This window comes from Taibaiella lutea (genome assembly GCF_008629695.1).
GTDB classification, from domain to species: Bacteria; Bacteroidota; Bacteroidia; order Chitinophagales; family Chitinophagaceae; genus Taibaiella; species Taibaiella lutea.
The window spans coordinates 1,518,573-1,536,753 of the sequence record NZ_VWSH01000001.1; the positions used below are offsets into that span (position 1 = coordinate 1,518,573).

Annotated in this window: 17 protein-coding genes; 4 read left to right on the forward strand and 13 right to left on the reverse strand. The window is 39.0% G+C overall.

Features of this window, described 5'->3' with window-relative positions:
• Positions 1-44: 44 nt before the first annotated feature.
• From F0919_RS06525 to F0919_RS06540, 4 genes are all read right to left on the reverse strand, one after another.
• Positions 45-350 (reverse strand): type II toxin-antitoxin system RelE/ParE family toxin, encoded by a 306-nt coding sequence (locus F0919_RS06525; protein WP_150031899.1) that lies wholly within the window; start codon positions 348-350, stop codon positions 45-47.
• Complete coding sequence (locus tag F0919_RS06530; RefSeq protein WP_150031900.1) at positions 347-595, reverse strand: hypothetical protein; 249 nt, start codon at positions 593-595, stop codon at positions 347-349. Before F0919_RS06530 ends, F0919_RS06525 begins: the two co-directional genes overlap by 4 nt.
• 111 nt (positions 596-706) lie before the next feature.
• Positions 707-2,806 carry an NAD-dependent DNA ligase LigA gene (gene ligA / locus F0919_RS06535; protein ID WP_150031902.1) on the reverse strand — a complete coding sequence of 700 codons (2,100 nt, stop codon included), beginning with the start codon at positions 2,804-2,806 and terminating at the stop codon, positions 707-709.
• Between the two features lie 247 nt (positions 2,807-3,053).
• Positions 3,054-4,283: an aminotransferase class V-fold PLP-dependent enzyme gene (locus F0919_RS06540; protein ID WP_150031903.1), complete on the reverse strand. Its 1,230-nt coding sequence runs from the start codon at positions 4,281-4,283 to the stop codon at positions 3,054-3,056.
• 182 nt (positions 4,284-4,465) lie between these two features.
• Between F0919_RS06540 and F0919_RS06545 the strand changes: the two genes are divergently transcribed.
• Entirely contained in the window at positions 4,466-5,671 is a 1,206-nt protein-coding gene (locus tag F0919_RS06545; RefSeq protein WP_150031904.1) for a glycosyltransferase family 4 protein, read from the forward strand.
• Positions 5,672-5,682: 11 nt separating this feature from the next.
• On the opposite strand, the gene F0919_RS06550 is transcribed toward F0919_RS06545, so the two are convergent.
• Entirely contained in the window at positions 5,683-6,252 is a 570-nt protein-coding gene (locus tag F0919_RS06550; RefSeq protein ID WP_150031905.1) for a hypothetical protein, read from the reverse strand.
• Positions 6,253-6,463: 211 nt separating this feature from the next.
• Here F0919_RS06550 and F0919_RS06555 point away from each other — a divergent pair, with 211 nt between their 5' ends.
• Genes F0919_RS06555 through F0919_RS06565 form a run of 3 tightly spaced genes read left to right on the forward strand, consistent with a single transcriptional unit; the run spans position 6,464 to position 12,261 of the window.
• Positions 6,464-9,577: a tetratricopeptide repeat protein gene (locus F0919_RS06555; protein ID WP_150031906.1), complete on the forward strand. Its 3,114-nt coding sequence runs from the start codon at positions 6,464-6,466 to the stop codon at positions 9,575-9,577.
• 18 nt (positions 9,578-9,595) lie between these two features.
• Entirely contained in the window at positions 9,596-11,248 is a 1,653-nt protein-coding gene (locus F0919_RS06560; RefSeq protein WP_150031907.1) for a porin family protein, read from the forward strand.
• A gap of 53 nt (positions 11,249-11,301) precedes the next feature.
• Entirely contained in the window at positions 11,302-12,261 is a 960-nt protein-coding gene (locus F0919_RS06565; protein ID WP_150031908.1) for an HU family DNA-binding protein, read from the forward strand.
• A 148-nt stretch (positions 12,262-12,409) separates the two neighbouring features.
• On the opposite strand, the gene F0919_RS06570 is transcribed toward F0919_RS06565, so the two are convergent.
• From F0919_RS06570 to F0919_RS06605, 8 genes are all read right to left on the reverse strand, one after another.
• On the reverse strand, positions 12,410-13,174 hold the full coding sequence (locus F0919_RS06570) for a DUF2490 domain-containing protein (RefSeq protein ID WP_150031909.1): 765 nt from the start codon (positions 13,172-13,174) through the stop codon (positions 12,410-12,412).
• A 132-nt stretch (positions 13,175-13,306) separates the two neighbouring features.
• On the reverse strand, positions 13,307-13,642 hold the full coding sequence (locus F0919_RS06575; protein WP_150031910.1) for a nucleotide pyrophosphohydrolase: 336 nt from the start codon (positions 13,640-13,642) through the stop codon (positions 13,307-13,309).
• Between the two features lie 27 nt (positions 13,643-13,669).
• Positions 13,670-14,326, reverse strand: coding sequence for an SCO family protein (locus F0919_RS06580; RefSeq protein ID WP_150031911.1), 657 nt, complete (start codon positions 14,324-14,326; stop codon positions 13,670-13,672).
• Between the two features lie 157 nt (positions 14,327-14,483).
• Positions 14,484-15,398, reverse strand: a complete 915-nt coding sequence (gene rsgA, locus F0919_RS06585) for a ribosome small subunit-dependent GTPase A (protein ID WP_150031912.1) — start codon at positions 15,396-15,398, stop codon at positions 14,484-14,486.
• 6 nt (positions 15,399-15,404) lie between these two features.
• Positions 15,405-16,136 carry a gliding motility-associated ABC transporter permease subunit GldF gene (gldF, locus tag F0919_RS06590; RefSeq protein ID WP_150031913.1) on the reverse strand — a complete coding sequence of 244 codons (732 nt, stop codon included), beginning with the start codon at positions 16,134-16,136 and terminating at the stop codon, positions 15,405-15,407.
• 169 nt (positions 16,137-16,305) lie between these two features.
• Positions 16,306-16,974 (reverse strand): hypothetical protein, encoded by a 669-nt coding sequence (locus F0919_RS06595; RefSeq protein ID WP_150031914.1) that lies wholly within the window; start codon positions 16,972-16,974, stop codon positions 16,306-16,308.
• A gap of 49 nt (positions 16,975-17,023) precedes the next feature.
• On the reverse strand, positions 17,024-17,680 hold the full coding sequence (locus tag F0919_RS06600) for a hypothetical protein (protein WP_150031915.1): 657 nt from the start codon (positions 17,678-17,680) through the stop codon (positions 17,024-17,026).
• A 34-nt stretch (positions 17,681-17,714) separates the two neighbouring features.
• Entirely contained in the window at positions 17,715-18,113 is a 399-nt protein-coding gene (locus F0919_RS06605) for an SET domain-containing protein (protein ID WP_150031916.1), read from the reverse strand.
• Positions 18,114-18,181 lie beyond the last annotated feature (68 nt).

An 18,181-nucleotide genomic window follows, 5' to 3' on the forward strand; every position in this document is an offset into this window, starting at 1 on the left:
ATTCTCAAATAAGATAGTTATGACTTAGGCGAGCTTTCTAAGCCCTACCTAAATTTTTTCTTTACACTTCTTTTTGTATGAAAAATGGATACGATATAAATTTCATTTTTTATCGCATTTATTTTGAAAACAATAATAAATGGAAAATCATTTACTGATGCTTCCCTATAAGGCCTTTTTGAAAAACCATAGAATTGAGGCTGAATGGTTAGTTTAGTCAGAATAATTTCAACTTCTCCCTCAAATCTTTCACCCAGGCCTATAAGTTGTTCCTCATACCAATTATATGATTGATTATACTCTTCTTCTGCAAGAGGATGAAATACAATAGAATATTTAGGAAGCGTCATCTTTTTAAAGAAGCTTTGGCTCTTTGTTTTACTTCCTCCCAGGTATATCCCTTTTCGGAGCCATCTTCTAATGAAAGCGAACGACGATTCAATTCAGTCACGAATTCATCTGTATAAACTACATCTGTATTTTCATTTAGGGCAAATGTTTTAGCGACCGCTAATAATGCTTCTTTTTGATGTATTGTTAATACACCGAGATATTGGTTTATTTCCTTATCCAAACTTCTTGCTGTATTCTTCATACATTTCTATCCTTTGTATCAAAATTAAGTATTTATCACTGACGAAATCTGTCATAAAAACTTTAAGTTTAATTTGTGAACTTTGAGTCACAAATTGATTGAATGATGTTCCTATTCCTCCAGCAAATCTCCAAACTCATCTTCCGTTAAAACCTTTACAGTACCAAGCTTTTTAGCCTTTTCCAATTTGGAACCCGCATCAGCACCAACAATCAAATAATTCAACTTGCTGCTTACGCCACTTAACAATTTTCCGCCGCGCTCTTCAACCAGTGCTTCCGCATCACTGCGCTTGAATCTGGAAAGTGTGCCGGTAAACAGAAATGTTTTTCCACTCAAAGCACCGTTCTCCTGGTTCCCATCTTTTTTATGCTGATTGGTTAAAGTCAAACCAAGCACTTCCAGTTCATCCAGAATATGAATGTTTTCATGTGCCTGAAAAAACTGATAAACAGAGCCGGCAACTTTCGGGCCTATATCTTCCAGGGTACAAAGTTGTTCAACAGTCCATGTCTGAAAATCCTTCAAATGATTTACCGCATTAGCTAAAGTCTTTGCCGTGGTTTCGCCTACATATCGAATTCCCAGACCAAATATCAAACGATTGAGCGGTTGTTGCTTTGATTTTTCAATGGCTACCTTTAAATTTTCAACGGATTTCGCCCCAAACTTTTCAAGTCCGTTTAATTGTTCGTAATCTATTTTATAAATCCCCGCTATATCTTTTACAATGCCCATATCATGAAACCTGCGAATATTGGAATCTCCAAAACTGCGGATATCCATCGCATCTTTCGATGCAAAATGAATCAGTCTTTCTACTACCTGTGCTTCGCAACTTACATTGATACAACGCCATGCAGCTTCACCTTCGGGCTTAAACAGTTCTTCTTTACAAACCGGGCAATGTGTAGGAAAAATAATTTCCTCTTCCGTACCATTTCTTAATTCCGGATTGGATTTCACTATATAAGGAATAACATCTCCTGCACGTTCTACCAAAACGGTATCGCCAATCTTTAAATCTTTTTCTTTAATAACTTCTTCATTAAATAAAGATATACTACCAACAGTAACACCGCCAATAGGAACAGGTTCAATTTTGGCAACCGGTGTAATGCTTCCTGTCCTTCCTACCTGAAATTCCACGCGCAATAATTTACTGGAAGCTTGTCTGGCCTTGAATTTATAGGCAATAGCCCAACGCGGATGATGAGTGGTTTGACCTAATCTATCCTGCAATTCAAGGCTGTTCACTTTGATAACCATACCATCTATTTCAAATGGCAAATCGTCACGGTGCTGCTCAAAATCCAACACATAATCAATTACTTCATCAATGGTTTTGCAACGTTTCATGTTTTTAACAGGAGAGTTGAAACCTATATTGTAAAGCCATTCCAACGTTCCGTAGTGCGTTTGCATAACTTCCGGGTCAGCAACATTATTTTCAGTAGTATGATAACTGACATGATAAAGAATGGCGCTCAATCCTCGTTTTGCAACTTCTCTGGGGTCTAACATACGCAAAGTTCCCGAGGCCGCGTTTCTTGGATTAGCAAGCGGGGCAAGGCCTTCGGCAATTCTTTGTTCATTATAGTTCTTAAAAGTGTCTTTAGGAATTATTACTTCACCGCGGATTTCTAAAGATTGTATATGTTGTTTTGATAAAGCAGCCGATAAAGGAATGGATTTTATCTGTTTTACATTTGGTGTAATATCTTCACCCATTATACCATCACCACGCGTCGCGCCACGAACCAATTTATCATCTTCATAATATAATGAAATCCCTGCTCCATCATATTTTGGTTCGACTGTATATTCAATTTCCGACTCCTTAGATGTTTCTCTGCAACGTTTATCCCATTCTCTTAAATCCTCTGCGTTATAAGAATTTTCCAGACTCAGCATCGGCACCAAATGCGATACCGAAGTAAATTGCTCGCTTAAGCCTTTTGCAATTCTCTGAGTTGGAGAATCTGCCGTAATTAAGTCCGGATGTGCATTTTCAAGTTCCTTTAATTGTTTGAATAAAGTATCATACTCCACATCGGCCAATACAGAATTGTCTTGAACATAATACTTCCAGTCATTGTAATTAATAACCGAACGCAACATATCTAATTGCGTTTGTACGTCTTCATTTGAAGACTTCAATAATTCTTTTGCCCAAAGTGACAGGCGTTGTTCGTCTTCAGGTTGGTACATATAGATTGTTAGATATTAGTATTTAGACAGTAAATTCAATGTTGTATTGTTAAGGAGCAATAGTTTATTTGATTACAATTTTTCCTCTCCCGTCAATCCTTACAAGTTTCAAAACCTATAAGGATTCTAAAAGGCATTAATATTAGGTTCTTGAAATTGGAAATTAGGTTGAGACAGAAAAAGATTAGAACAAAGAGGAATTATGTTTTATTCATCCGGTTATCTAACGTCTGAAATCTAATCTCTCCTACCCTAACATAGCAGCGCCCCTTTCAATTCCTTTCACTAAAGCATCCACTTCTTCCTTTGTATTATAAAAAGAAAAAGATGCACGAACCGTTCCCGGAATCTGATAATGCTCCATAATCGGTTGACAACAATGATGTCCGGTTCGAACTGCAATTCCTTGCTTATCCAGTATTTCACCCAAATCAAAAGGATGGATATCATTTATCAGAAAGGATAAAGTACCGGCACGTTCTTTTGGATTACCGATAAATCTTAATCCTGAAATAGTCGAAAGCTTTGCTTCGGCATATTCCAGCAATTCATGCTCCGCATCGAAAATGGTATCTAAACCAATTTCATTCATATAATCCAAAGCTTTACCAAGCCCGATGATACCGGAAACATGCGGCGTTCCGGCTTCAAATTTAAAAGGCAAGTCAGCCCAGGTAGTTTTTGCAAAAGTCACCTGTTTTATCATAGAACCACCTCCTTGATATGGCGGCATTTCATTCAATAATGCTTCTTTTCCATACAAAACGCCGATTCCGGTCGGAGCATAAATCTTATGTCCGCTGAAGACCAAGAAGTCTGCATCCAAAGCCCGTACATCGACATGCGTATGTTGTATAGCCTGCGCCGCGTCCACTAATACCTTTGCGCCTTTCGCATGAGCCATCTCAATGATTTGCCTGATAGGATTCACCGTTCCTAAAGTGTTGGAAACCCATGTCACAGCAACAATGCGTGTTTTATCATTCAGGAGTTTATCAAACTCGTCCAGCATCAGTTCTCCGTTCTCATCTATCGGAATTACGCGAAGCGTTGCACCACGGTCTTCACAGGCAATTTGCCAGGGAACAATATTAGAATGATGTTCCATTGCCGAAACAATAATTTCATCACCCGGCTTTACATATTGCTTGCAAAAAGAATATGCAACCAGATTAATACTTTCGGTTGTTCCCCTTGTAAAAATGACTTCATATTCATGCTTTGCATTGATGAAGTGTTGCACCTTTCTTCTTGCTGCTTCCTCCGCATCTGTTGCTTTCTGACTCAGGAAATGAACGCCACGATGCACGTTACTGTTGTATTCATTATAATATTGGGAAACAGCGTCAATAACTTGCTTTGGCTTTTGAGTAGTTGCTCCATTGTCAAGATACACTAATGGTTTGCCATAAATCGTCTCATTCAAAATCGGGAAATCAGCACGTATTTTTTCTATATTCAATTTTGTTGTCGGCATTTTATATACTTAATAGATTGACAACTTTTTGAAAGTTGTCAATCTTATTGTGAATGTTGTTTCCAATGTTATAAAACTCTAATCGATGATTTGCTTCTCGATTTCCGGGCAAAGTTAGGCAAAAGGGCAGCGGATTTATTATCTTGCGGCCTCTAATTACGATATCCATTTTCTATTCCTGCATGAAAATTCTTCAATTGGTCAACCGTATTCCTTTTCCGCTGAATGATGGCGGAAATATTGGTGTGCATTATTATACAGAAGGCTTTCTGGAGGCGGGTATTGAATTAAGCATGCTTGCAATGAATACCACAAGGCATTGGATAGATATAGAAAAATTGCCCGCATTATATTCAAAATTAGCATATTTCAAAGCCGTAAAAGTGGATAACCGCATCAAACCGGTGGATGCTTTATTGAACTTATTCAAAAAATCCTCTTATAACATTGATCGATTTATTTCCAGAGCGTATGAACAGGAGTTAATACAACTTTTGCAAAATAACGATTATGATGTAGTTCAACTGGAAGGATTATATCTGGTTCCGTACATAGAAACCATTAGAAAATACAGCAAAGCAAAAATCACTATACGACAGCATAATATTGAATTCAGGATATGGGAACGCTTGACGGAACAAGCGAAAAATCCACTCAAAAAAGCATACCTGAATTTGCTGACCAACAGATTAAAAGCTTATGAAATAGATCACAAAAATGATTACGACCTCGTATTAACTATTTCAAAAGAAGACGATAACTTTTTCAAAGCTTTAGGACAAACAAGCCCGACTTTTCTACATCCCTTTGGAATCAAAATGACCGATATTCCTTTTAGTCCGGCCTCAGAACAACCTTTAAGTTTGTATCATATAGGTGCCATGGATTGGCTGCCTAATCAGGAAAGTGTGAATTGGCTTTTGAGGAATGTAATGCCTTTGGTCATTGAAAAAATGCCGGACGTAAAGCTATATCTCGCAGGTAGAAATATGCCGCAACATTATTTTCAGGAGCAAAACAAAAATATTGTTGTATTAGGTGAAGTGCCCGATGCACAAGCATTTGAACGTGATAAGAGCATTTTAGTTGTGCCACTCTTATCAGGTGGCGGCATTAGGATTAAAATCTTCCAGGCGATGGCAATGGGCAAAACGATTGTTACTACGTCCATTGGTGTGGAAGGCATTGAGGTTGAAAATGGAAAAGAAGTTTTTGTAGCGGATAATGCAGCTGGTTTCGCTGAAAAGATCATTGAAATAACCAAACACCCCCAATTGATAAGATCGACAGGATCGGCTGCAAGGTTACTTATTGAGCAAAAATACAACCGGCAAATCCTGATAAAAGAGTTACTGGACAAGTATAAGGAATTAATTAACAAGCAATAATGTCCAAATTATTACTCGTCTAAAGAACTCATAGCATTCCCTTTCAAGTCATATACAAACCTGTAATCCTTTTGGGAAGCCTTATCCAATAAAGTGATATAATAAAAAATACCTGTTTCTTTTGAATTCATCTGATGCTTGGAACTTACCACTGCAGATACAAAAACAGGGTCTTTTATTTGTTTCTCCTTTGCCAGCTGAGCTTTTGATTTTTCAAGCAAATCGCTCATAGTCGAAAGGCTCACTTCTTTATTCAACTGAAACATGAATGATTTGGCTTCAGCACCTTGTACAGAAAATATAACATCTGCTTGCTTTTCCCATTCTCCACCACCATAACGCAACCATTGTTCCTGCTTCATGGAAGAAGGATCTTTCGTTTCCGTCACCAAAGCAGAAACCTCAGATTCTGTGGTTAATGTCAATTGTATATCCGTATAATAAGCATCTGCACCATATTTTGAAATCAGTTCTGTCTGCAGTTTTTCAAAGCCTGTTTTGTTAGGCTCAAGTTTTCCGCCGCAGGACAATATGCTACAAATGCCACAAATTAAAAGTATATAACCAACTGCTTTCGTCATTGTTAGAAAGTTTAATGCAGGAATAAAATATTTTTAAAATAAACAATACAATTTTTATCTTTAAAACACACAGTTTTCAGGCTAACAAATCTTTATATTTTGGTTACACAAAACACAATCTCAATTGTTTATCTTTGCTGCATTTGATAAAAATGATTAATTTACATAATCCGTAAAACATACGCGTTTTACAGTATAACACAATCATTTAATGGGCCATTCACTAAAGCGATTTTTTATATATTCCGGCGTTTTTTCCGCCTTTTACTTATCTTCTTTTTCCCCTGAAGCTTGCGGTCAGATTCCCGTAAGTAACAGTAAAGAGTACAATTTGTTGAAACATGGCATTGAACAATTTCAGCAAAGCCATTATATCCTTGCTTGCAAAACTATTCAGGAGTTTTTAAGCCAACATATTCAGCCCACTGAAACACTTAATGATAAAACGTTATCGCTTGCTATTCAGCAGGCTAAATACATTTTGTCATTAAGCAATCTCAAAGCTAATAATAAAAATGCAGTTCCTGAAATTACGCTTTACATTGATGAAACAGTCAATCCTGTTTACAAGCAACGTGCGGCCTTTGCGCTGGCGCAATACTATTTCCAGCAAAACAATCTGGAAAATGCTATCACTTATTATGAAATTGCCGGTATCGACAATCTGAGTAATAATGAAATCGCAGATGCAAAATTTGAACTGGCTTACAGTTATTTCAACGAAAAGAAGTTTGACAGGGCAAAACCACTATTTGGCACCATAAAAGAATTGCCTGAAAATAAATATTACCTGGCCGGCAACTATTATTATGGTTTACTGGCTTATAATGATAAGGATTATGAGTTGGCATTAAAGAGTTTTGAACGCATCCATAATCAGGAAGAATACAAAGACATTATTCCTTATTATGAAGCCGAAATCAATTACTTCAAAGGAAATTACGACCAGGTGCTGACCTTATCCAACAGATATTTGCGCAAATCTGACAAATTGTTTTACGACAAGGAAATGCATTTGCTGACGGGACAGACTTATTTTGAGCAAAAGAAATTTAAAGAGGCATTGCCCTTCTTTGAACATTATTACGACAATTCGGAAAAAATCCGCAAAGAGGAACTATATGAATTGGCTTATACCTATTACCGTCTGGAAAAATGGCAGAAAGCTATTGAAAGATTCCAACCTTTAAGCAATGCACAGGATTCTCTCGGACAGACTTCCATGTATTTATTGGGCGATTGTTACCTGAAAATAGGCGACAAAAAAGGGGCACGTAATGCCTTTGAAACTTGCGCCAACATGGACTACAATCCTTCGCAGCAAGAAGCCGCAAGTTTCCTTTACGCCAAGCTTTCTTACGAGTTGGGCATTGAAGGCCTTGCTACGCGCAAGCTATATGACTTTATCAAAGTTTATCCAAACTCTAAATTTACACCTGAAGCACAAAAGCTGCTTACAGGCTTACTGACAAAATCGAGCAATTACAGCGAAGCATTCGCCATCATGAGCGACATGGCTGTAAAAGATGATGCCATGTGGGCATTATACCAACAAGTAGGTCTGGGCCGCGCTATACAACTGATGCAGAGCAATCAGAATGCAGCAGCAGACAGCGTGCTAAACCTTTCTTTGCAACAACCCATCAATAATACTTATGAAGCAATTGCCTACTTCTGGAAAGGCGATATTGCTTACAAAGAAAAACGTTACCCGCAGGCTATCCAGTTCACCCAGACATTTCTGGACAGAGTAAAAGGGCAGGAAGATGCTGCGCGAAGAATAAGCCCCCAGGCAACGGTACAGAATGCAAACTTTAATATCGGGTATGCCCAACTGGAGTTAGGTCAATACAACGATGCTGCTACGGCCTTTGCTTCCGTGCAAAATACAACCAGCAATTCAGGGTATAACGATTTGGTTGCTTCGGATGCTATTGTGCGTCAGGCAGATGCTGCCTTTATGCAGAAAGACTTTGACAAGGCTATACAGCTTTATGACAAATTCATCAATGCCAATGTGGGCAATACGGATTATGCCAAATATCAGAAGAGCCTGATACTTGGTTTGCAAGGCAATAACGATGCAAAAATCCAGATACTGAATAACCTTGTCAGCAAATATCCTGTTTCAGAATACAAAGATGAAGCTCAGTATGAATTAGCCGTATCTTATCTGGAATCGGGCAGGAACAGCGAGGCAATCGACCTTCTGAAATCACTGTCGGAAAATACATCCATTCAGGATAACCTTCGTGCGAAAGCATTATCCAAATTGGCTTACAGTTATCAGGTAGCTGATAGGGATAAGGAAGCTATTACCACTTACAAAAAATATATTGCTGCTTATCCTTCGGCTCCCGACAGAGCCGCAGCGACTGATGCTTTACGCAATTTATATATCAGCACAAGCCAGCCTGAAGCTTATGCACAGTTCCTGAAAGAAAACAATATGCCGGAAGAAGGCGATGCAGGCATCGAACAAACCTATTATGCTGCTGCGGAATCTGACTTCGGAAACAACAACTGGACAAAAGCCGTAGATGGTTTTACAAAATACCTGAATCAATTTCCGAATGGCAATAATGCCAACAAAGCGCATTATTACAGAGCTGAAAGCTATTATCAGTTAAAGGACAAAACAAAAGCCCTGCCTGATTATGATGCTGTTGTAAATGCAGGATGGAGCGACTTTTCGGATGATGCAGCTGCACGCGCTGCTGAAATAGCTTATCAGAATAAAGACTATGTTGCCGCTCAGAAATATTATAAAGCCTTGCGCAGCGCAGCGTTGGACAACAATAACTTACAAAAAGCATACACAGGTTTGCTGATTACAAGTTACGAAAACAAAGATTTTGCAGCTTCCAATGCGTATGCAGACACGCTTTTATCGCTACCGGAAATAAATGTAAATGCCCAGAACGAAGCGCGTCTTTACAAAGCCAAATCTTTGCAGAACAACAGTCAGTTTGACGAAGCCATGTCTTTGTACCAGGCTATTGATAAAATGAATTTAGGTGTGGCAAGCGGAGAGGCAAGATACCGGATGGCGGAAATACTTTTCTCGCAACATAAATTAAAAGAGGCCGAAGAGCAGGCCAGCTATGCCGCACAGGCTTCGGGCGGTTCCGATTACTGGACCGTGAAAGACTATATCCTTATTGCTGATATACTTACTGAACAAAAAGATTACTTCAATGCAAAAGCTACTTTACAAAGTATTGTAAAGAACACAAGCTATGCCGATGTTAAAGACGAAGCGACCAAGAAACTGGCAAACGTAAAGCAGTTGGAAAAATCCACTTCAAAACTTTCAGAAGAATAAACAGCACAATATTTATACATGCGCAAGTACACTAAATATATTTCGTTTCTGGCCTGTTCGTTTTTTATAAACGACATTGCATTGCATGCACAGCAAAAGAACGATACTACTATAGATAACCAGACAATTGAAATTACCCAGACATATAAACCTGAAATTGCCAAACCTTCCAAACCGGTTATCATACCGTCTTTGCCAAGAGTTGATACTGTCAAGCCCAGATTTCAGTATGAAGTACCGCAACAGACTTTAAGTTATACCTATCATTCTGTTCCTATCAGGCCTCTGGCTTTGGGTGCTTCCAAGTCTCCCATGCCTTTTCAGAATTATGTAAAGCTTGGTTACGGTAATTTATCTTCGTTATATCTTGATGCAGGCGTTGGCAGCGTTAAAACAAACGATTATGAATTGAGCGCTCATTTCTCCCATCTTTCGCAAAAGGGGAATATAGAAAACCAGCAATCGTCAAGGACAAATCTTGATGCCGGCGGGAAGTATTTTACATCGGGCCATGCTATAGGAGCTTCCGTTAATTTCCTTCGTAACGGCAATACGCTTTACGGATATGACCATGACCTTTATGAATATCAGAAAAATACCATCAAACAGGCATTTACGGGCGTCAACCTGACATTGAGCGCAGAGAATACGCAAATGAATAACAGCATGAACATCTGGTACAAACCAAATGTAAGCTTCGGTTTGTATGGCGATAAATTTGAAGCAAAAGAAAGATACTTTGCTTTTGACATACCGGCCTATATGCCGATTGATGATTCTTCCATGATTTTCAGTCTGGGGTTGAAAGGTAATTTCACGCGATTTGAAAACAGCTTTATAGCTACCAATAATAATTACCTGCAGGTAAATCCGGCTTTGGATATCATTACCGAAAAATCGAATATCCATATAGGCGTGAGCCCGACCTGGGGCAAAAACAGCACTTGTTATTTATTGCCTGATATCTCTCTGAACACAAGAATTTTCAAAAAAGGACTGGCATTGGTTGCGGGCTGGAAAGGCGGCCTGAATCAGAATACTTACCAACAGTTAAGCCAGAAAAATCCTTTTATTTATAATGATTATAATATACAGCAAACCAAGACCGACCAGGTGTATGGAGGCTTCGAGTCTGCATTCGGAGAGCACATTTCATTCGGAGGAACAGCTGCATGGCACCAGTATAAACATCTTGCCCTATTTGTAAATGATTATGTAACGGAACAGGATGGCAAGGTTTTTGATGTAGTATATGACAATAAAGTACAGGCCATCAGCATAGACGCATTTATCAGGTATCAGGTAGGGAATACCTTCGGCGTAAGCGGAAGCGCATCCTGGTATAATTTTTACAAAACCACCACCTTTGACAAAGCTTACCATGAACCGGCTTTCAAACTGACCGGCAACCTGTATTTCCATCCTTTGCAGCAATTGCATTTAAATGTGAATATGGATTTCTGGAATGGCATGTATGCGCTTAATGCAGATGGCACTAACCGTACGATGCCGGCATTTGTGGACCTGAGCGCCAACGCAGAATACAATATTATACCAAGGCTTTCTGCTTTTGTTCAATTGAACAACATTTTCGGAAGCCATTACCAGCGTTGGAACCAGTATGATTCTTATGGTTTTAATATAATTGGCGGAATCAGGTTTAAATTTTAAATGAAATTGTACATTCGGCCTTAATTGAACGGGGCTTTAATAAATCAGAATCGATGGACATAGCAAATTATGTTGGATTATTCCTACTGAAAAATGAATATTGCTTTTTACCGGGCATCGGCAGCCTAATAGTACAAAAGCGCCCGGCTGTATATAATAAAGAGACAAAAGAAATGTCTGCTCCTGCTTATGATATTGTTTACCGGCAGGAAGGTGGCTCCATCGATGATTCTTTTGCGAATTTCATTGCGAATAATGAACGCATCAGTATTGCACATGCCGCCAATCACCTGAAAGATTTCTGTGCAGCAGCAAAAGCAGATTTAAAGGAAGGAAAATCAGTAATCATTCCCGGCATCGGCAGCCTGCAGCCAAATAACGGCAGCATTCAATTTGTAAAAGATCCATCATTGCACATTGAAGGAAAGGCGATTCCTTACTTCAGAAACAGCGATGCTGTAACTGCAAAGAAAGAGGAAGCATTAAGCAATATCATTGAACGTACCAATATCCGCGAACCGAAGGCAAATGAGCAGATTGAATACAAAGCACCTTCTGTTAACTGGGGCAAGATAGGTGCGCTGGCCGGTATTCTTATAATACTTATTGCGGGTGGCATTTACCTGTTCATGACCTTAAATAAGAACAAAACAGAAGATGCTGTTCCTCCGGTTGATACCGTTCAGCAGGAAGTTGCTCCGCCAACAGTTGTTATTCCGGATAGCACAGCTTCATCGGTTGATACCGTTGCTGTGACCAATGCGCCTGCAAGTGCAGATGGAATGATTCAGTATAAAGTTGCCCTGAATTCTTATCCTACAAGGCAGGGAGCCGAAGGCCGCGCAAACAAGCTGAAATCTTACGGCCATGCTGAAGTGGAAGTATTCGCCAAAGATTCAGGCAGTTATTTTGTTGTAATTCCTGTTACCTCTTTAGCTTCGGACACTACAAAGATTGTAGATTCATTAAAAAGGCTTTATAATCCGAAGGGTACATTGCCTATTATCAGATAAAAAGCATTTTCGCTATAAAAATAATAATGGCTGCATCTTTCGGTGCAGCCATTATTATTTCAGGTAATTCCGGCGAACAATATGTTTATTCAATAAGGCAGATAGAACATTAACTCGGATACAATTCCCATAAAATTATCCATGAAGCTTAATTCCAGTTAAAGTTGGCATTCAGCATAAAGCCATTATTATACTGAAAAACAGATTTGCCATCTATTTGTGCGCCTTGCTGAACGGTCTGGTTAAATGCCACAACTTCAAAACCAAGACGCTTATTGAGTTTATAACCCAATGCCAGGCCTATCCTATTCTGGTCAAAAACATTTGCATTTACATTTTTACCAAAACCGATAAATATCTCATCAAATGCAGCGGTATAAAAAGTATTGTCAGTCAGGGTTGCATTATTAAGGGGTAGTGTAACCCTCAGCTGATACCTCAATCTGTTCAGGTAATTCCATTTTGTAATAGCTCTCCCGTCAGTTGCCGCAGGGTCTAAAACGCCCAAAAAACGTTGTTCCAGTCTGCCGCGATGATTCAGCAGTACCCTTCCTATATTATCGTTCCATATTACCTGCTCATAAATTCTGTGTTCAGGAAAAGGCTGCGCAGCTTTGGGTGGATAATCGCCGTAGGGAAAGGTTTCGGTCCATGCGTAACCGGCCAACACACTCAGTCCGTTTTTGAATTTATACTGAATGCCGCCGCGTAACAGGCTTTGTTGCCATGATTTCAACCCTTCGGTCCTGCGCCATTGATATTCGGCCAGTACTGCAATATGCTCGTTAATATTAATTGTATGAAATTGATTAAGCCAGATGACGGTATTATTTGTCTTAAGTCTGTTTTGAGCAAAATTTAATTTAGGAATACAAAATAGCAATAGGAATAAGCCTGCAATTTTTCGGTTCATTTAAAACAAAGATTGTTGAAGGCTTCAAAAATAAAGAAAAATACCCGCATAGTTTGGGAGCTTTGCGGGTATTCAAAATATAAAATTCATTTTGGCAGCATGTTTACCGGTTATTGCCGGAGCCGGTTATCCTTACATCAGCTTTTCATTATCCTGATGACGTTGTTTGTCTCTGTTCGTTTTCTTTTCAAAATTCTTCTGTAAAGCTTCGTTCAGGTTAACGCCTGTCTGATTAGCGAGACACATCAGAACCCAAAGTACATCAGCCATTTCATCTGCCAGCTCTTTTCCTTTATCCGATTCTTTAAAAGACTGTTCACCGTATTTACGTACCATCAATCTGGCAAGCTCTCCGGTTTCTTCCATCAGAATACCCAGATTGGTAAGCGGTTCAAAATACCTTACGCCAATGGTTTTAATCCATTCGTCCACCTTTTGCTGCGCTTCCGTCAGACTGAGTTCCTGCATTTTCTGAATCGATAAAAGGATGAAAGGTTATTCTTCGTTTTCCAACAGCTTGATATCTTCAATCAGTTGTGCCACCGATTTTTCATTGGTTCCGTCATAAGCTTCCGCTTCGCCTTTAGATGTCAGGCGCATACGCAACCTACCTTTTTTATCAACCAATACGAATTTCTGCGTATGAATAAAGTCTTCGTCAATATTGGGATTTCTTTCTTCAACAGCGGTCATCATATAACTGTAGTAGGCTTGGTCATACAGCGCTTTCTTGCTTCCCGTAAGAAACATCCAATGTTTGGGGTCTGCATCAAAACGCAGGCTGTAAGCCTTCATGGCGGCAACAGAGTCACGCTCGGGGTCAACCGTATGAGAAAGGATTACAACATTGTCATCATTCCTGAATGCCTGATACACTTTTGCCATGTTCTCATTCATTTTCGGACAAATACCTTTACAAGTGGTAAAGAAGTATTCCACTACTGCAACCTTTCCTTTCATCACCTTTTCGGTAATGGTATCGCCTTCCTGATTCAAAAAAGAAAACGGCCTGATATTCTGGCCCGGTTCACCTACCACGGCTATGTCCGGTTGTTTGCTTTTTTTGATTGCGGGATAGTAAAAAATAAAGAATCCTGCTCCAAGTAATATAAAGAAGGAAACCAGAAAGACCGTAATCCGTTGATTTTTCATCCGTAATTTTTATTTTTTTATAGTCGGATGGAACTTATCATTATAAAATCTTCATCTTTTGTTTATAAAAACGAAAACTTATTATGAACGTTTCATTGTAGTTTGACAGCCGCAAAGGTACAGGCACATCAAGCATTAAGATGATAAGTATTTGTTATTAAAGACTTGAAAGGATGGCAATATAACTTTCAAATCGTTCCATACTTACTTCTCCTGCTGCCACAGCTGCTTTTACAGCACAACCCGGCTCGTTTATATGAATACAATTATTAAACTTACAATCATTTATCAGCACTTTCATCTCGGGGAAATAATGCGAAAGCTCTTCCCTTTCCATATCTACAATTCCAAATTCCTTTACGCCGGGTGTATCAATAATACGGCCGCCTTGCGGCAAATCAAACATTTCGGCAAAAGTGGTGGTATGCTGCCCTTTGCCGCTCCATCCCGAAACTTCCTGTACTCTTAAATTCTGATTCGGTATGAAATAGTTGATTAATGTACTTTTCCCCACTCCGGAATGCCCGCTGAACAAAGTGGTTTTATCTTTCAACATATCTGCAAGCGCATCAAGGCCAAGTCCTTTTTCTGCGGCTGCAAGAAAGGTTTTGTAACCTATCTTTTCATAAATGGCTTTCCTGTTTTCATATTCCTCCATGCTTTTGCCTTCCAGCAAATCGGATTTATTGAAAACAATAATTGCCGGAATATGATAGGCTTCTGCGGTTATGAGGAAGCGATCAATAAAGCCGTTTGAAGTGCGCGGCTCTGCCATGGTAGCCACCAATAATGCAAGATCGATATTCGCTGCGACGATATGTTTCTGATGCTTGTTATGAGGAGAAGTACGCACCATGTAATTATTGCGCTGCTTTATATCCATTATAATAGCGCTGTCTTCTCCTTCATTCTCTACCGTCAACGCTACTATATCGCCAACAGCTATAGGATTGGTCGAAGAAATATCGGTGTCGATTTTCAATTTACCTCTTACGCGGCAATTCCATTTCCTGCCCGATGCATCATAGGCGAGGTAAAAACTACCGGTAGATTTATATATGGTTGCAATCAAAGGTATCTATGCTTTTTTCTTTACAAGGGTGAATTGCGTAAGTGTTATAAACAAAGCAACTAAGGACAGAAAATATACTACGTCGCGGGTATCAATAACGCCACGGTTCATACTGTTGTAATGGTAATCCACGCCGATAAGACTCAGGTAAAAATCTGCACCGCCACGGAATGCCGCCACACGGCTCAATGCTTCAAAACCAAAATACAGCAGGAAGCAGCAGAAGAATGCAACGAGAAAACTTACAATCTGATTATCGGTAAGCGCAGAACAGAAAATACCAATTGCCGTAAATGCTGCGGACAAAAATAACAGCCCGATATAGGAGCCTATTATGCCACCCATATCCAGAGCAGCATTTTCCATTGCCAGATAATTGATACTGAATATATAGAGCATGGTAGGCAAAATTGCAATAATTACCAAGCTCAATGCGGCAAAGAATTTACCAAAAATAATTGCTCTCGTGGAAAGAGGCTTTGTGGAAAGCCATTCTATGGTTCCTCCTTTAAATTCGTCAGCAAAGGAACGCATGGTTATGGCAGGAATAAGGAATAACAATAGCCATGGCGCCACCGTAAAAAACTGCTCCATAGATGCATAACCGTAATCCAAAATGCTGGTATCTGTGAAAACCCAGAGAAACATTCCTGAAGCAATCAGAAACACTAATAAAACCACATATCCGACTATAGAACTGAAAAAGGAACGGAGTTCTTTGAAATATATACTTAGCATAATAAAAAACTAAAGGTCAGCAAATTTACTACCTTCTTTTACTTAACCTAATAATATACTCCGGTTTGGAGGAAAATAAAGCAGCAATATTTATAATAAATTTCAAAAATGACAAAAAAAAGCAGGACCTCTGTTTCGTGTCCTGCTTTTCAAAGGAGATTATCTTCTGTTAGAAACGATATCCTAAAGTAACGGAAAACTGTCCGGTAACGTCCATTCCTTTACTGTCGGTATAGCCGCCGTAGGTTTCTCTGTCAATATATCTTACACCCAAGCCCCCTTGTAAGCCAAGGTTGAAGTTCTTTGTAAACTGAAAATTCAAATAGTTGTTGATAAGAATGCCCAACCTGAATTTTGATATTTCCTGGGTGTACATGTAACCATTCATATCGTATTGCACTTCTTTTCCTGTACCGCCTCCAACAAATAAATTCGGACCGATAGCATAAGTTGTTTTGCGTTGCCCAAAAGGATACACTTTTAAGCCCGGGGCAAAGTAAAAATAAGAACCTGAATTATTATCGTTGTAATAGGAGTCATTTTCAAAATCATTAAACAAAATATAAGCAGGTAAGACAATTCCAAGATTCTGGTCTGCACCAAAAATCTTCTCATAACTTATTCCGACACCAACACCCACATCCAATACCGCAAACGGAGCGAGGCTTAAGATATTAGTTCCGTAATCTGTAACAGGCTGCTGACGCATTTGTTTTTTTTGTTCTCTTTCCTGTCTGGCCAATTCGGCTCTCTCTTTTCTGAAATCTCTTTCCTGAGCAGACAAGGATTGAAAAGTCAAGGCAATAATTGAAGTTAACACTGCAATTTTTCGAAGCATAATGTGTATTATTTGTTGTTTATTTAAATGTACTATCCTGAAAAGGAGTTTAAAACTTATAACCTATGGATAAAGAAAACTGACCGGTTATATCTACTCCTTTATTTTTGGAAGGGTCGCCCGGATAGAATTCAGGACCTTTGTAGCTTTCTCTGTCGAAATAACAAACACCCAAACCGCCTTCCAGCCCAATATCGAAATATTTGCCGAATTCCAGCGTTACATAATTATTAGCCAAAACTCCAAAACGCTTACGGGCATATCTTACAGTTGCGGTTATGGGCTCGCCCTTATCGTTTGTGCCCGGAATCTCAAATTTGCTGTTGCAAAAACCGAACATCAGCGATGGACCAAAAGCATAGGTTAACTTTTTATGTCCTTTAGGGTAAAATTTAAATCCGGGAGCAAAGTAAAAATAAGCATCGTAGCTTTTATTGTTTTGATCGACCGTTGCCGGGTTGGAATTGCTTTGCAGTATTAAAAAGCCGGGCAATACTAAACCGAGATTCTTTTTTTGGCCGAACAATCTTTCGAAGCTTGCACCAACGCCTACTCCTACATCCATCACAGCGAACGGATATAATCTTGCGATGTTGTCTTTTGGTGTTGCTGCAGTAGTTTGTGTAATAGCAACATCCTGATTTTGCGCATATAAGCTGTTATACCCAAATGTTAAAGTCAACAGAAAAATGTAAAATCCTTTCATTATTTCTCCTTTTTTAAAAATAAAAACGGACAGATTATTCAATATGGGTTTCAAACCAAACCGGTTTTTTATCATCCCAATCACCATTGTAATTAATGGTCAGTTCCTCGCCTTGTAATATTTTTCTTACGGTTTTGACACTTATAACATTTTTATCAAAATCCATAAAATATTCACAATTAGCTTCATAACTGTGATTGTACATAGAAACATACCCCCAGGCAACACAACATTGATTTTCGTCGGAACCCCATTCAAAAATATAGTCGTGCAAGGTGGTCTGATCTAATAATTGCCGCGCAGCGGCATCCATCACCAATACAGACGATGTTTCTATTACTTTCATTGGGGGCAAATCTTCACGTGTAAAAACGCCACGGCCTTTTCCCGGTGTTTCATCAATGAATAAGGAATGGGCGATTTTTATTTGCATGAATGGCAGAATTCAAAAAATACGTGTATAAGATATTTATCAGCTTTTCGACAAATATGAATGCAAAA

Bases quoted from the DNA above. Each gene is read 5' to 3' on its own strand.
- F0919_RS06525 (WP_150031899.1), bottom strand. From the start codon at position 350: ATGACGCTTCCTAAATATTCTATTGTATTTCATCCTCTTGCAGAAGAA.
- F0919_RS06530 (WP_150031900.1), bottom strand. From the start codon at position 595: ATGAAGAATACAGCAAGAAGTTTGGATAAGGAAATAAACCAATATCTC.
- ligA (WP_150031902.1), bottom strand. From the start codon at position 2,806: ATGTACCAACCTGAAGACGAACAACGCCTGTCACTTTGGGCAAAAGAA.
- F0919_RS06540 (WP_150031903.1), bottom strand. From the start codon at position 4,283: ATGCCGACAACAAAATTGAATATAGAAAAAATACGTGCTGATTTCCCG.
- F0919_RS06545 (WP_150031904.1), top strand. From the start codon at position 4,466: ATGAAAATTCTTCAATTGGTCAACCGTATTCCTTTTCCGCTGAATGAT.
- F0919_RS06550 (WP_150031905.1), bottom strand. From the start codon at position 6,252: ATGACGAAAGCAGTTGGTTATATACTTTTAATTTGTGGCATTTGTAGC.
- F0919_RS06555 (WP_150031906.1), top strand. From the start codon at position 6,464: ATGGGCCATTCACTAAAGCGATTTTTTATATATTCCGGCGTTTTTTCC.
- F0919_RS06560 (WP_150031907.1), top strand. From the start codon at position 9,596: ATGCGCAAGTACACTAAATATATTTCGTTTCTGGCCTGTTCGTTTTTT.
- F0919_RS06565 (WP_150031908.1), top strand. From the start codon at position 11,302: ATGGACATAGCAAATTATGTTGGATTATTCCTACTGAAAAATGAATAT.
- F0919_RS06570 (WP_150031909.1), bottom strand. From the start codon at position 13,174: ATGAACCGAAAAATTGCAGGCTTATTCCTATTGCTATTTTGTATTCCT.
- F0919_RS06575 (WP_150031910.1), bottom strand. From the start codon at position 13,642: ATGCAGGAACTCAGTCTGACGGAAGCGCAGCAAAAGGTGGACGAATGG.
- F0919_RS06580 (WP_150031911.1), bottom strand. From the start codon at position 14,326: ATGAAAAATCAACGGATTACGGTCTTTCTGGTTTCCTTCTTTATATTA.
- gldF (WP_150031913.1), bottom strand. From the start codon at position 16,136: ATGCTAAGTATATATTTCAAAGAACTCCGTTCCTTTTTCAGTTCTATA.
- F0919_RS06595 (WP_150031914.1), bottom strand. From the start codon at position 16,974: ATGCTTCGAAAAATTGCAGTGTTAACTTCAATTATTGCCTTGACTTTT.
- F0919_RS06600 (WP_150031915.1), bottom strand. From the start codon at position 17,680: ATGAAAGGATTTTACATTTTTCTGTTGACTTTAACATTTGGGTATAAC.
- F0919_RS06605 (WP_150031916.1), bottom strand. From the start codon at position 18,113: ATGCAAATAAAAATCGCCCATTCCTTATTCATTGATGAAACACCGGGA.